This is a genomic window from Pseudomonas sp. JZ134, from assembly GCF_051027695.1.
Classification (GTDB): Bacteria; Pseudomonadota; Gammaproteobacteria; order Pseudomonadales; family Pseudomonadaceae; genus Chryseomonas; species Chryseomonas luteola.
In genome coordinates this window covers 3,022,186-3,037,047 of sequence record NZ_CP069250.1, presented here as the reverse complement: position 1 = coordinate 3,037,047, position 14,862 = coordinate 3,022,186, and the positions used below count along the sequence as shown (strand labels likewise).

The following is a 14,862-nucleotide window of genomic DNA, read 5'->3' as shown; positions in this document are numbered from 1 at the left end:
TTGTCGGGGTTTCCATGACCGTATCCTTTGTTCACTTGCGTTTGCATACTGAATATTCGCTGGTTGATGGTCTGGTCAGGGTAAAGCCCTTGGTCAAGTCGGTAGCGGGGGCAGGCATGCCTGCTGTAGCGGTGACAGACCAGAATAATTTGTGCTCGCTGGTAAAGTTTTACAAGGCTGCTATGGGGGCCGGTATCAAGCCCATCTGTGGCGCCGACCTGTGGCTTGCCAATCCTGACGAGGAAGGGCCGCTTACCCGCCTGACCTTGCTGGTTATGAACAAGCAAGGCTATAGAAATCTGACTGAGCTGGTTTCGCGCGGTTATCAGGAAGGACAGCACGAAGGCCAAATCATTGTCCAACGTGAGTGGGTCAAGGCGGCTGCTGACGGCTTGATTGCGCTTTCCGGCTCTAAAGAGGGTGAGGTAGGGCTGGCCTTGCTGGCCGGTGACAATCTACGCGCCGAGCGGTTGTTAGGTGAATGGCTGGACGTCTTTGGTGATCGTTTTTACCTGGAGGTGCAGCGTACCCAGCGCGTCAATGATGAAGAGCATCTTCACGCCGCGGTTGCCTTGGCGGATCGTTGCAACGTACCGCTTGTAGCAACCAATGATGTTCGTTTTATCAAGCAGGAAGACTTCGAGGCCCATGAAACGCGGGTCTGTATTGGTGAGGGACGTGTACTCGATGATCCGTTGCGTCCTCGTACCTATAGCGATCAACAGTACCTCAAGTCTCCTGAGGAGATGTGGGAGCTTTTTAGTGATCTGCCAGAGGCCTTGGAAAATACGGTCGAAATCGCCAAGCGCTGCAACATTGAAGTGCAGCTTGGCAAATATTTCTTGCCTAATTTCCCCATTCCCGAAGGCATGACCATTGACGATTACCTGCGAAAGGTATCGTTTGACGGATTGGAAGAGCGTCTGGCGGTACTCCTGCCCAAGGAAACGCCAGATTACGAGGCCAAGCGGCAGGTCTATGTGGATCGCTTGAACTTCGAGCTGAATATCATTATTCAGATGGGGTTTCCCGGCTACTTCCTCATCGTAATGGACTTCATTCAATGGGCGAAGAACAATGGCGTCCCGGTGGGGCCGGGCCGTGGATCGGGTGCTGGCTCGCTGGTAGCGTATGTGCTGAAAATTACGGATCTGGATCCGCTGGCCTATGACCTGCTGTTCGAGCGCTTCCTCAACCCTGAACGTATTTCCATGCCTGACTTCGATGTCGATTTCTGCATGGACGGTCGTGACCGCGTAATTGATTATGTTGCGGGCGCCTATGGGCGTAACGCGGTCAGTCAGATCATTACTTTTGGCACCATGGCCGCAAAGGCGGTGGTTCGTGACGTTGCTCGTGTGCAGGGTAAGTCTTATGGTCTGGCCGACAGATTGTCCAAGATGATCCCCTTCGAAGTAGGCATGACGCTTCAGAAAGCCTATGAGCAGGAGGAGATGCTTCGTGACTTCCTCAAGGTCGACGAAGAGGCCCAGGAAATCTGGGACATGGCGCTCAAACTGGAGGGGATTACTCGGGGAACCGGTAAGCACGCGGGTGGTGTGGTAATCGCACCTACCAAACTGACAGACTTCTCTCCCGTTTCTTGCGATGAGGACGGTAACGGACTGGTTACCCAGTTCGATAAGGACGATGTAGAGCAGGCGGGCCTGGTGAAGTTCGACTTCCTGGGTTTGCGAACATTGACCATCATCAAATGGGCAATGGAAACAATCAATCGGGAGCACGCTGTAAAAGGGCTCGATCCGGTTAACATCGACTTTATCCCGCTGGATGACAAAAAGACCTACGATCTCTTGCAGAAGGCGGAGACGACGGCCGTGTTCCAGCTGGAATCCCGCGGCATGAAAGAGCTGATCAAAAAGCTCAAGCCCGACTGTCTGGAAGACCTGATTGCATTGGTGGCCTTGTTCCGTCCGGGGCCGCTGCAGTCAGGCATGGTAGATGACTTCATCAACCGAAAGCACGGCCGTGCCGAGCTGGCCTATCCCCACCCCGATTATCAGTATGAAGGGCTCAAGCCTGTCCTGGCTCCCACCTATGGCATCATTCTGTATCAAGAGCAGGTTATGCAGATTGCCCAGGTCATGGGGGGCTATACCCTGGGTCAGGCCGACATGCTGCGTCGCGCCATGGGTAAGAAAAAGCCGGAGGAAATGGCCAAGCAGCGGGGCGGCTTTATTGAAGGTTGTGCCAATAATGGCATCGATGCTGAGCTTGCCGGTAACATCTTTGATCTGGTAGAAAAATTTGCGGGTTATGGCTTCAACAAGTCCCACTCGGCTGCCTATGGTCTGGTGTCCTATCAAACTGCCTGGCTGAAGGCGCATTTCCCTGCGCCGTTCATGGCTGCGGTGTTGTCAGCGGATATGCACAACACCGATAAGGTGGTAATCCTCATTGAGGAATGCCGCCATATGAAACTGCGGATCGATGCGCCGGATGTGAACATCTCTGACTTCAAGTTCACTGTAAATGAAGGTGGACGCATCGTTTACGGTCTTGGTGCTATCAAGGGGGTTGGTGAGGGTCCGGTAGAGGCGATTGTAGAAGCGCGCCAGGAGGGGCCTTTCAAGGATCTGTTCGATTTCTGCGACCGTGTCGATCTCAAGCGCATCAACAAACGTACCCTTGAAGCGCTTATTCGCTCGGGAGCGCTGGATCGCCTGGGGCCGCATTATCATGACGAGCTCAAGGCCTACCAGGCGACTATCGATCAGAATCGCTCAGTGCTGTTGGCCGCAATGGAAGAGGCGATTGCGGCAGCCGAGCAAACGGCACGGAGCAATAACAGCGGGCATATGGATTTATTCGGGGGTGTGTTTGCCGAGCCGGAAGCCGATGTCTACGTTAATCATTACAAGGCACGAGCGCTGACGCTCAAGGAGCGTCTACGGGGGGAAAAGGAAACCCTCGGCCTGTACCTGACGGGGCATCCGATCGATGAGTATGAGGGTGAAGTACGGCGACTGGCTCGCCAGCGCATTGTGGACCTCAAGCCCTCTCGTGAAACCCAGACGGTTGCCGGCCTTATCGTTAATCTGCGTGTGATGAAAAACAAGCGCGGCGATAAGATGGGGTTTGTTACACTGGATGATCGCTCGGGCCGGATTGAGGCTTCGCTGTTTGCCGAAGCATTTCATGCTGCTCAGTCCTTGTTGCAGACTGACGCCTTGGTCATTGTTGAGGGCGAAGTCAGCCAGGATGATTTCTCGGGCGGCTTGAGACTGCGCGCCAAGCGCGTGCTGGGCCTGGAAGAGGCTCGCACCGCATTGGCTGAAAGTCTGCGCATCTCGGTTGCAAGCGATGCATTGAAAGGCGACCGTCTTCGGTGGTTGGCCGACCTCTGTACCAAGCATCGGGGCGCTTGCCCGGTTACGCTGGATTATCGAAGCCAGGATGCCAGGGCCCTGCTGCAATTTGGCGAGCAGTGGAGAATCGATCCTGGTGATGGCCTGATACAGGCACTACGTGACCAGTTTGGAAGAGAAAACGTCTTCCTGAACTACCGTTGATCCGAGCGGCGCAAGTGCCGCTCATTCGACCAAACCATGCCAATGGCCTCTAGGGTTGAGGCGGCGATCTCGATAATTGATCTGCCGGCCTCGACCTGATCCGCCTGATCTTTTAAGGTAGGCGACCCGGCCGCTGGCTCAAGATTGCAAGACGGATACTCATGAACCCGAACTATCTCGATTTCGAACAGCCGATCGCTGACCTCCAGGCCAAGATTGAAGAGCTTCGCTTGGTTGGTAATGACAATTCGCTGAACATCAGTGACGAGATTGCCCGGCTGCAGGAAAAGAGCCAGGCACTGACCAAAAGTATTTTCGGTAGTCTGAGCAGCTGGCAAGTGGCTCGTCTGGCGCGTCACCCCTTGCGGCCCTACACGCTGGACTATATCAGCCATCTTTTCGTTGATTTCGAAGAGCTTCATGGCGACCGTCATTTCGCCGATGATCCAGCCATCGTTGGCGGTATCGCTCGGCTGGATGATCAACCCGTCATGGTCATTGGTCATCAGAAGGGGCGTGAGGTGCGTGAAAAGGTACGTCGTAATTTTGGTATGCCTCGCCCGGAAGGTTACCGTAAAGCCTGCCGTCTGATGGAAATGGCCGAGCGTTTCAAGATGCCGATTCTGACGTTTATCGATACTCCCGGTGCTTATCCGGGGATCGATGCCGAAGAGCGTGGACAAAGCGAGGCGATTGCCTGGAATCTGCGTGTCATGTCGCGTTTGAAAACGCCTATCATCGCAACCGTGATCGGCGAGGGTGGTTCTGGTGGCGCCCTGGCAATTGGCGTGTGCGACCAGCTGAACATGCTTCAACATTCGACTTACTCTGTGATTTCGCCTGAAGGCTGCGCCTCGATTCTCTGGAAAACTGCCGAGAAGGCGCCTGATGCGGCTGAAGCCATGGGCATTACTGCGGAGCGTTTAAAGGGGCTGGGTATTGTAGATACCGTTATCGATGAGCCACTGGGCGGTGCCCATCGTGATCCCGCTGTAATGTCTGCTTCCATTCGTGAAGCTCTGGTAGATCAGCTTGATATGCTCAAGAAATTCTCCAGCGAAGAGTTGTTGACGCGTCGTTACGAGCGTCTGATGAGCTATGGCATTTCCTGATCTGTCTCCATGTATGTCCGGCCTATGCCGGACATATGCCTAAGCTGTTTACATGAATAATGTGTATTCATTGATGGGCAGCCATGTCCCTTTCTGATGTCCCGCTTCCCCCCCTGGCTGACAACGTCCTGAAGGTCTTGACGCCCTATCTGCATGCCAAGCGATGGCATATCGCATTTTCAGGTGGCATGGATTCTTCGGTTCTTCTGCATGTTTTATCGCGGCTGTCCTTCTGCAGACAGGTGCCGTCGCTACATGCGATTCATGTGCACCATGGTCTTCTTAAAGAGGCTGACGAGTGGGTGGAGCATTGTCGGCAGATGTGTGACCTGCTCCAGGTTCCCTTGAGCGTCGAGCATGTACAAGTGGATCAGAATTCAAGCCTGGAGCGAGCGGCCCGGGATGCACGCTATGCCGCCTTTGCGCGGCACGTTAGAGAGCATGAAGTTCTGCTAGTGGCTCAGCATCAGGACGATCAGGCAGAGACTCTGCTGCTAAGACTGCTGCGTGGAGCTGGGGTAAAAGGTTTGTCTGCCATGGCGACCTCGCGTGCAATGGCTGAGGGGCGCCTGGTAAGACCCTTCTTGTCTGTTCCTCGAGCTGAACTGTCACGTTATGCCTTAGCGGAAAAGCTGGAGTGGGTGGAAGATCCTAGTAACATACAGGTTGTTCAGGATCGTAACTTCCTGCGCCATGAGATTCTCACTCGACTGCGCTTACGATGGCCGCAGGCTTCAGCCAGCGTTGCCCGCAGTGCAGGGCATATGGCCGAGGCGCTGGCTATTCTTGAAGAGTGCGCTGCCATGGACTTGTCTGCCGCACAGACAGCTACTGCATTTCCTTGGTTGCCGCTTCCAAGTCTCGAACTTGAGATTATCAGGCAGCTGAGCGAGCACCGTCAGCGCAACGCACTTCGCCACTGGTTAGATCGATATAGCCGTATGCCAGATACTGATCATTGGGTGGGCTGGGCTGCATTGCGGGATGCCAGTCCCTCGGCCAGTCCCGTCTGGGTGCTGGAAAGCGGTGAGATACATCGGGGGGCGGGACGGCTCTGGTGGTTACCGCATCAGTGGTTGGGCGCCGCCTGTGTGCCTTGTCAGTGGCCTGAAAAGGAGTCGGAGGTAGCGTTGGGTGGCAATGGACAAGTGTATATCGTTGGTCAGCGGCCCTCGGGATCACTTGAAGTCCGCTATCGTCAGGGAGGAGAAATCATGGCTGTCCCTGGGCGCGGGCACAGAGATCTCAAACGGCTCCTGAATGAGCATCATGTGCCGACGTTCTTGCGCGGCAGATTGCCGCTGCTGTTTTGTAACGGGCAGTTGATAGCCATTGCGAATCTGTCTGGACTCAGTGGTCCAGCCGATCAGCACTGGCGGTTCGAGTGGGTTCCTGCGACGAGCGGCCAGCGTTTGAGCTGAAAGGCACTTTGTTGTAGACTACGCTCCCGTCTTGTACCGCACTTGTTGTTTACGTAACAACCGGTGTGCGTTGGGCATGAAGTATTACCGTGCTCAACCGAGGCCTCTAGGCCTCCCTCGCTTCCCGGCGGCTTTCCGCCTAACTACAGATTTCTAGGAAAATTCATGACGCGCTACATCTTCGTCACGGGCGGTGTTGTTTCTTCATTGGGGAAAGGCATTGCCTCGGCTTCCTTGGGCGCCATTCTGGAAGCGAGGGGCTTGAAGGTCACCATGCTCAAGCTGGATCCCTATATCAACGTCGATCCAGGTACCATGAGCCCATTCCAGCACGGCGAAGTGTTTGTCACCCATGACGGTGCCGAGACCGATCTCGACCTGGGTCACTACGAGCGTTTTATTCGCACTACAGTGACTCAGGACAACAACTTCACGACCGGTCGCATCTACATGGATGTGCTGCGCAAGGAGCGTCGCGGCGATTACCTGGGCGCAACCGTTCAGGTAATCCCTCACATTACCGATGAAATCAAGCGCCGTATTATCAAGGGCGCAGGTGATGCGGATGTGGCGCTGGTCGAAATCGGCGGTACCGTAGGTGACATCGAGTCCCAACCCTTCCTGGAAGCCATACGCCAGTTGCGCGTGGAAATCGGCGCTCGCCGTGCCATGTTGATGCATCTGACGTTGGTGCCCTATATTGCAACCGCGGGTGAAACCAAGACCAAGCCGACTCAGCACTCGGTAAAGGAATTGCGCTCCATCGGCCTGCAGCCTGATGTTTTGATCTGCCGCTCCGATCATCCGGTAGACAGTTCTTCCCGCCGCAAGATTGCGCTGTTCACTAACGTGGAAGAGCGTGCCGTCATCTCTCTGGAAGACGTGGATACGATTTATCGTATTCCTTCCGTTCTGCATGCGCAGGGTCTGGACGATTTCGTGGTAGAGCGCTTTGGCCTCGAATGCGGTCAGGCTGACCTGAGCGAATGGGATCGTGTGGTCGATGCCAAGCTCAACCCTGAGCGTGAAGTAACCATTGCCATGGTTGGCAAGTACATGGAGCTTCTGGATGCATACAAGTCGCTTATCGAGGCGATGACGCATGCCGGTATCCAGAGCCGTACAAAGGTCAACCTGCGCTATATCGATTCGGAAGATATCGAGCAGCAGGGTACCCATCTGCTCAAGGGCGTTGATGCGATCCTTGTGCCGGGTGGTTTTGGTCTGCGCGGTGTAGAAGGCAAGATTCGCACGGTTCAGTATGCACGTGAGAACAAGATTCCGTACCTGGGTATCTGCCTGGGCATGCAGGTAGCGGTAATCGAGTTCGCCCGTAACGTATTAGGCTGGACCGATGCCAACTCCACCGAATTTGACAAGTCTGGTCAGCACCCGGTGGTTGGTTTGATTACCGAGTGGCAGGATGCGTCCGGCGCTACCGAAATCCGTACAGAAGCTTCGGATCTGGGGGGCACCATGCGCCTGGGAGCTCAGGAGTGCCAATTGTCTTCAGGTACACTGGTACATGATTGCTACCAGCAAGACGTAATCGTTGAGCGTCACCGTCACCGTTACGAAGTGAACAACAACCTGCTGCCCGAAATCATGGCGGCGGGCCTGAAGGTCACTGGCCGTTCCGGCGACGGTGCATTGGTGGAGGTCGTCGAGGCGCCGGATCATCCCTGGTTTGTGGCGTGCCAGTTCCATCCGGAATTCACCTCTACCCCGCGTGATGGTCATCCGCTCTTCAGCGGTTTCGTGAATGCGGCTCTGAAATACGCTAATAAGGCTTGATGACTATGGCTCAGAAAACGATTCGTGTCGGTACTATCGAAGTGGCTAACGATAAGCCGTTCGTGCTGTTTGGCGGAATGAACGTGCTTGAGTCTCGCGATCTGGCGATGCAGATCTGCGAAGAGTACGTGAAGGTAACGCAGAAGCTGGGTATCCCTTATATCTTCAAGGCCAGCTTCGACAAGGCCAACCGTTCTTCGGTCAACTCTTTCCGTGGCCCAGGCCTGGAAGAGGGCATGAAGATCTTTGAAGAGATCAAGAAGACCTTCAATGTACCGGTTATCACGGACGTCCATGAGCCCTATCAGGCGGCACCGGTTGCAGAAGTATGCGACATCATCCAGCTGCCGGCTTTCCTGTCCCGGCAGACGGATCTGGTAGTCGCCATGGCTAAGACCAATGCCGTTATAAATATCAAGAAAGCCCAGTTCCTCGCGCCTCAGGAAATGAAGCATATCCTGAAGAAATGTGAGGAAGTGGGTAATGATCAGTTGATCCTGTGCGAGCGTGGCACGTCCTTTGGTTATAACAATCTGGTAGTCGACATGCTGGGCTTCGGCATCATGAAGCAATTCGACTACCCGATCATTTTTGACGTGACCCATGCCCTGCAGATGCCTGGCGGTCGCAGCGATTCCGCAGGTGGTCGTCGTGCACAGGTTACCGATCTGGCCAAGGCCGGTTTGAGTCAGGGACTGGCAGGTCTGTTCCTGGAGGCACATCCTGATCCTGACAGTGCCAAGTGCGATGGCCCTTGCGCACTTCGATTGAACAAGCTGGAGCCCTTCCTGGCTCAGCTAAAGGCACTGGATGAACTGGTGAAGTCGTTCACTCCAATCGAAACCGCCTGATGCTCCGCTGAACTTAGTTCCAAATAAGAAGCCGAAGGTGCAGTTTGCACCTGACCAGAACCATGGAGAGCGTATAACAATGGCAAAGATCGTCGACATAAAAGGCCGGGAAATTCTGGATTCCCGCGGTAACCCTACCGTGGAAGCCGAGGTGATTCTTGATAACGGTATCGTCGGCAGGGCTTGTGCGCCCTCTGGTGCATCCACAGGATCCCGCGAGGCATTGGAACTGCGTGATGGCGACAAGAGCCGTTACCTGGGCAAGGGTGTTCTGACAGCCGTTGGTAATGTAAACGGCCCGATCCGTGATCTTCTTATTGGCAAGGACCCATCGGATCAGAAAGCGCTCGACAAGGCGATGATCGAGCTCGATGGTACTGAGAACAAGTCCAAGCTGGGCGCCAACGCCATTTTGGCGGTATCCCTGGCAGCTGCCAAGGCGGCCGCCGAGGATAAAGATCTGCCCTTGTATGCCCATATCGCAGAGCTGAACGGCACGCCCGGTCAGTACTCCATGCCGGTTCCGATGATGAATATCATCAACGGCGGCGAGCATGCCGATAACAATGTCGACATCCAGGAGTTCATGGTCCAGCCGGTTGGCGCAAAAAGCTTCGCTGATGCCCTGCGCATGGGTGCTGAGATATTCCATCACCTGAAGGCGGTTCTCAAGGCGCGTGGCCTGAATACTGCCGTGGGCGATGAAGGTGGCTTTGCCCCGAACCTGTCCTCCAACGAAGATGCCCTAGGTGCTATTGCCGAAGCGGTTGAAAAGGCCGGATACAAGCTGGGCACGGATGTCACTCTGGCCTTGGACTGCGCCTCCAGCGAGTTCTATGAAAACGGTCAGTACAGCTTGTCTGGCGAAGGCAAGACGTTCGATGCTCCTGGTTTTGCCGATTATCTTGCAGGTCTGAGCGAGCGTTTCCCGATCATCTCTATCGAAGATGGTATGGATGAGTCCGACTGGGCTGGCTGGAAGGCGTTGACTGATAAGATCGGCAACAAGGTGCAGCTGGTAGGTGACGATCTGTTCGTGACCAATACCAAGATTCTCAAGGAAGGGATCGAGAAAGGTATCGGTAACTCCATCCTCATCAAGTTCAACCAGATCGGTTCTCTGACCGAGACGCTGGAAGCCATCCAGATGGCCAAGGCTGCTGGTTATACAGCAGTTATTTCTCACCGCTCGGGTGAGACCGAAGACGCAACGATTGCTGATCTTGCCGTGGGTACTGCGGCAGGGCAGATCAAGACCGGCTCACTGTGCCGTTCAGACCGGGTCTCCAAGTACAATCAGCTGCTTCGTATCGAAGAGCAGCTTGGTGCAAAAGCACCGTACCGTGGACGTGCCGAATTTCGTAGCTGAGTTCACAGTGAGCGGCGCAAGCCGCTCCGCTGTTGCGAAATGATGTGTTAAAAGAGCAGGATTGAAGTGTCGCTTATCGATATAGGCATCATTTCCTTCCTGCTCTTGTTTTAAGTATGTTCTCATTAGCTCACTTAACTTGTTGCTTTGAACCGTAAAGCCAATGCGTAGCCCTTACTGGTTGTTTCCTGTCCTGATCATTGCATTAGCCGGCCTGCAGTATCGCCTGTGGGTAGGTGATGGCAGTTTGGCGCAGGTAAAAGAGCTGCGTGAGCAGATTTCCAGTCAGGATGAGGAAAATAAGCAGCTGCTTGAACGCAACCGGATCCTCGAGGCGGAAGTTGCCGAGTTGAAAAAGGGCATGGAGACGGTTGAAGAGCGGGCTCGCCATGAGCTCGGTATGGTTAGAGAGGGTGAGACCCTTTACCTGCAGTCCAAATGATAAACACCTCATTACCTCTTTTCTGGGCCGTTATTCCGGCAGCGGGTATCGGTTCGCGCATGCGAGCGGATCGCCCCAAGCAATATCTGGATCTGGCGGGCCGAACGGTCATTGAGCACACGCTTTCTGCGTTATTGGATCATGCTTCCCTGCAGGGCATAGTCGTTAGCCTGGCGGTTGATGACAGATGGTGGCCTGGTCTTGCCTGCGCTACGGATAATCGGATTACCCGGGCTACTGGTGGGAAGGAACGTGCCGACTCTGTATTGAACGGCCTTATGCGGCTGGAAGCCTGCGGCGCATCTGATCTTGACTGGGTATTGGTACATGATGCAGCAAGACCTAATCTGGCTCAGAGCGACATTGATCGGCTATTGCAGGAGCTGGCTGATGATGAGGTTGGGGGATTACTGGCTATTCCAGTCAAGGATACGTTAAAGCGTGTCGACCCCTATGGCCGGGTTGAGGTGACAGTAGATCGTAGTGTCATCTGGCAGGCCTATACACCCCAGATGTTTCGATTGGGCCATCTGAGACAAGCGCTCAGTGATGCATTGACTGCTGGCGTCATGATCACGGACGAAGCCTCTGCTATGGAGTGGGCGGGCTATAGACCCCGCGTGATAGAAGGGCGAAGTGATAACATCAAGATTACGCGGCCCGAGGATCTGGTCTGGCTGACGCAACTTTGGCATGAGCGCCGGCACGAACCGACGCCCACGACCTGACCCTTTAGAAGCGATACACTGCCGCTGCCCCCGTCTTGGACGGCATACGTTCACGGGGTACAACGACCACATCGCCGCCATGTTCCATGACGTAGGTGATCAGCTCATCCAGCACATCGGCTGTTTCAGCTCCAGCGGGTTTGGAGGGGTGCAGCTCGCCACTTTCCCGATCAAGCAGCCCGGGTATCTGGCGATCAGCCTCTACCAGCAGCATGGCTACACGGCTTTCAGCAGTGGCTTTTCCAATTTCTTCCAGTTGATCGGAGGCCAAGCCTTGGCCACGGGATTCGCCGTATTGGTCAAGAATGCCATTCAGGCGTTTCAAGTACATAGGCTCCATGAGCTTCCAGCTTTCCTGGCGCAGCATTTCTGTATCCAGGGCACCCTGGCCGATAGAAATACCTTTTTCCAAAAGCTGCTGGTTGTGACTGACATGACGGAAAACGGTCTGATTTTCCGGGAGCGCAGCCAAAATAAGGGGTAGTCCGGAGGGTTTGGAGTGGTGTTCAGTAATGGCTCGGTCGACAGCTCTAAAAAAGCGCTCACAGTCGATATCGATCTGCTCTTGCTTACCACTTCCACCAGAGCCGTGAATCATGGGGTCGCCACGCTCGCTCGCTCCACCAAAGCCGTTGGTGTTACCAATCTGATCCTTGGGCGTTAGTTCTGAACCTAATGCCTCATCTTGATTGCGGGGTACTTGAGGCGCCAGCTCAACTTCATCCAATACGTCCCGGTTGCCTTCAAAGAGGCGTACCTGATTACGAGACAAGCACAGAATCTGGTAACGATCTGCTGACTGAGCAATACGAAGAATGGGCTTTAGATAATGCTGAGAGTTAACAAGGGCTACCTCAGGCACCTTGCGCTGCAACGGATAAACCATGAAATAGTCTTTGCCACCAAAGACGGCGACACCATCACGGGTGTGATTCCAGAAGTCGCGGTTATCAACCAATTCATCGAATGGCTTGAGTAGCGTATCGCTGGGAGCGTCGGGGAATTGCTGTTCCAGAGAGGCTCTCAGGTCGCGGACCAGATTCTTGAAGCGGATCGGGTCCTGCGTGCGCTCTGGGAAGCTCCGATGGGTAGGCATGTAAATCGATAGGCATGGCGGCTCATGCTTTTCCATTAGTTCAGCCAATGTTGCTTTGGTGATGGGTCCGTACATGGCGGCTTCCTCGCTATGGTTATGGAGGGTTCGTCAACTACGAATGAGCGTGGCACCTGGTATAGACCAGGCAGAGCCGGCTCCTCGCTGAATCCGGCAAGGCAGAACGTATCCGCTTTCGGCTTCACATCGCTTTGAAAGTATCGATGCAGAATGCTCAAGAATGCGGTGCCGTTCTGACCTCTGGGATTCGACTGTTTGGAGCATGACCCTTTCATGTTCCATATAGGTACGACGAGCCCGGCAACGGCGGGTTCCAACCGTTGGACGTATGGCGTCTCCGCTGGCAACTCTCGCGTCAGCTCTGAAGATAGGTGACCAGATTGCTTTTGAGGTAGTCCACCAGTTGCCTGACCTTCGGGGACAAGTGGCGCCGCTGTGGATACAGCGCCCATACGCCTGTGTTGGGCGGTTGCCGGTTTTCCAGCAGGGAGACCAGCTCCCCTCGTGTCAGGTGAGGAGCCACGTAGTAATCCGGCAGCTGGCACAGACCAAAGCCTCTTAGTGCTGCATCCAGAACGGCCTGGCCGCTGTTGCAACGCCAGTTTCCTGCAACCTTGATGGGGATTTCCCGTCCATCTTCCTGAAAGGTCCAAACATCGCTATTACCGATCAGACAGTTATGCCGTGCCAGTTCTGACAGGGCATGGGGAGCGCCGAAGCGCTCGAGATAGCGTGGCGCAGCGCAAAGGTACATGATGCGAGGCGCAAGCTTGGTTGCTATGAGTTGAGAATCGTTTAGCCGGCCCAGGCGGATTGCCAGATCGAAGCCTTCCTGCACCAGGTCCAGCGTGCGGTTGGAAAGCTCTATTTCCAGACGTAATTGCGGGTGCAGTGCCATGAAGCTGTTTACCAGGGGGATGATAAAGCGCTCCCCGTAGGTCACTGCACATGTCATGCGTAGCAATCCCTTGGGCTCGCTGGACAGATCACTGACGGCCCGAAGTGCTTCCTCGCGGGCATCCTGCAGGCGTTGGCAATGCTGAAGAAAGGTCTGTCCGGCCTCGGTCAGCACGACACTGCGCGTGCTCCGATAGAACAGGCGTGTCTGCAGACGTTCTTCCAGTCGGGCGATTTGTCGGCTGACATGGGATGAGGAAACACCAAGCCGTTCGGCGGCCAAGCTGAAATGACCTGCTTCAGCAACCGCAACGAACTCATCCAAGCCTTCCCAGGCGCTCATGATTATCCCTGTATGGCAATAATATTTTGCAGTACGTTGGATTATTAACTGAATCAAAGCTCATACACTAGACGTACCGTATCACCAGATGGATGACGACCTCCATGATTAAATCACGCGCTGCTGTTGCTTTTGAGGCTAACAAGCCCCTTGAAATCGTTGAAGTAGATGTTGCCCCGCCTAAAGAGGGCGAGGTGCTGGTTCGTATCGTGGCGACAGGTGTCTGCCATACCGATGCCTACACACTGTCCGGTGCTGATCCGGAAGGTATTTTTCCTGCGATCCTTGGGCATGAGGGCGGCGGTATCGTCGAAGCGGTTGGTCCGGGAGTGACGTCCGTTGCCGTAGGTGATCATGTCATTCCGCTGTACACCCCGGAATGTGGCAAATGCAAGTTTTGCCTGTCCGGCAAGACCAACCTGTGCCAAGCCATTCGCGCTACCCAGGGCAAAGGGCTCATGCCGGACGGCACGTCCCGTTTCTCTTATAAAGGCCAGCCGATCTATCACTATATGGGAACTTCCACGTTCTCTGAGTACACGGTATTGCCGGAAATCTCGCTGGCCAAGATTCCCAAGGAAGCGCCTCTGGAGAAAGTCTGCCTGCTCGGCTGTGGTGTTACTACTGGGATCGGTGCAGTACTGAACACTGCCAAGGTGGAAGAGGGCGCTACTGTAGCCATCTTCGGTTTGGGTGGTATTGGCCTGTCAGCGGTAATCGGTGCGACCATGGCCAAGGCGGGACGTATCATCGCCATCGACATCAACCCTACTAAGGCTGAAATTGCCAAGCAGCTCGGGGCTACGGATTTCGTCAACCCCAACGACTACGACAAGCCTATCCAGGAAGTGATAGTCGAGCTGACGGATGGCGGCGTGGATTACTCGTTCGAGTGTGTGGGTAACGTGAAGCTTATGCGTGCTGCACTGGAATGCTGCCACAAGGGATGGGGTGAGTCGGTCATTATTGGTGTCGCTGGCGCTGGTCAGGAAATTAGTACACGTCCATTCCAGCTGGTTACGGGGCGTGTATGGCGGGGCAGTGCGTTCGGAGGCGTCAAAGGTCGCACCGAGCTACCGGGCTACGTCGATAAGGCCCAGAAGGGCGAAATTCCGCTGGATACCTTTATTACCCACACCATGGGGCTGGACAAGATCAACGATGCCTTTGATCTGATGCATGAAGGTAAGAGCATTCGTACGGTTATCCACTATTGATCATGCATGGGTCCGGCGTCTTGCAACGTCGGGCCTGTCTC

Annotated in this window: 11 protein-coding genes; 9 read left to right on the top strand and 2 right to left on the bottom strand. The window is 54.8% G+C overall.

What is annotated here, in order from left to right; all coding sequences use genetic code 11:
* Positions 1 to 14 precede the first annotated feature (14 nt).
* The 8 genes from dnaE (at position 15) to ispD (ending at position 11,250) form a co-directional block, all read left to right on the top strand.
* Positions 15 to 3,533, top strand: coding sequence for a DNA polymerase III subunit alpha (gene dnaE / locus JQR86_RS14135; protein WP_407362982.1), 3,519 nt, complete (start codon positions 15 to 17; stop codon positions 3,531 to 3,533).
* A 161-nt stretch (positions 3,534 to 3,694) separates the two neighbouring features.
* Positions 3,695 to 4,645 carry an acetyl-CoA carboxylase carboxyltransferase subunit alpha gene (locus JQR86_RS14130; protein ID WP_019364447.1) on the top strand — a complete coding sequence of 317 codons (951 nt, stop codon included), beginning with the start codon at positions 3,695 to 3,697 and terminating at the stop codon, positions 4,643 to 4,645.
* A gap of 83 nt (positions 4,646 to 4,728) precedes the next feature.
* Positions 4,729 to 6,066 carry a tRNA lysidine(34) synthetase TilS gene (tilS, locus tag JQR86_RS14125; protein ID WP_150347881.1) on the top strand — a complete coding sequence of 446 codons (1,338 nt, stop codon included), beginning with the start codon at positions 4,729 to 4,731 and terminating at the stop codon, positions 6,064 to 6,066.
* 165 nt (positions 6,067 to 6,231) lie between these two features.
* Positions 6,232 to 7,860 (top strand): CTP synthase, encoded by a 1,629-nt coding sequence (locus JQR86_RS14120; RefSeq protein ID WP_019364449.1) that lies wholly within the window; start codon positions 6,232 to 6,234, stop codon positions 7,858 to 7,860.
* A gap of 5 nt (positions 7,861 to 7,865) precedes the next feature.
* The gene (kdsA, locus tag JQR86_RS14115; protein WP_019364450.1) at positions 7,866 to 8,711 is read left to right on the top strand and encodes a 3-deoxy-8-phosphooctulonate synthase; all 846 of its coding nucleotides are present in this window, start codon (positions 7,866 to 7,868) and stop codon (positions 8,709 to 8,711) included.
* A gap of 79 nt (positions 8,712 to 8,790) precedes the next feature.
* Positions 8,791 to 10,080, top strand: a complete 1,290-nt coding sequence (gene eno, locus JQR86_RS14110; protein WP_010797397.1) for a phosphopyruvate hydratase — start codon at positions 8,791 to 8,793, stop codon at positions 10,078 to 10,080.
* Positions 10,081 to 10,243: 163 nt separating this feature from the next.
* Entirely contained in the window at positions 10,244 to 10,522 is a 279-nt protein-coding gene (locus JQR86_RS14105; RefSeq protein ID WP_010797398.1) for a septum formation initiator family protein, read from the top strand.
* Positions 10,519 to 11,250, top strand: a complete 732-nt coding sequence (gene ispD / locus JQR86_RS14100) for a 2-C-methyl-D-erythritol 4-phosphate cytidylyltransferase (RefSeq protein WP_434153770.1) — start codon at positions 10,519 to 10,521, stop codon at positions 11,248 to 11,250. The genes JQR86_RS14105 and ispD overlap by 4 nt, the downstream gene beginning before the upstream one ends.
* Positions 11,251 to 11,254: 4 nt before the next feature.
* On the opposite strand, the gene JQR86_RS14095 is transcribed toward ispD, so the two are convergent.
* On the bottom strand, positions 11,255 to 12,421 hold the full coding sequence (locus JQR86_RS14095) for a hypothetical protein (RefSeq protein ID WP_434153769.1): 1,167 nt from the start codon (positions 12,419 to 12,421) through the stop codon (positions 11,255 to 11,257).
* A 298-nt stretch (positions 12,422 to 12,719) separates the two neighbouring features.
* Complete coding sequence (locus JQR86_RS14090; protein ID WP_083397954.1) at positions 12,720 to 13,604, bottom strand: LysR substrate-binding domain-containing protein; 885 nt, start codon at positions 13,602 to 13,604, stop codon at positions 12,720 to 12,722.
* 104 nt (positions 13,605 to 13,708) lie between these two features.
* Between JQR86_RS14090 and JQR86_RS14085 the strand changes: the two genes are divergently transcribed.
* The gene (locus JQR86_RS14085) at positions 13,709 to 14,821 is read left to right on the top strand and encodes an S-(hydroxymethyl)glutathione dehydrogenase/class III alcohol dehydrogenase (protein ID WP_019364454.1); all 1,113 of its coding nucleotides are present in this window, start codon (positions 13,709 to 13,711) and stop codon (positions 14,819 to 14,821) included.
* Positions 14,822 to 14,862 lie beyond the last annotated feature (41 nt).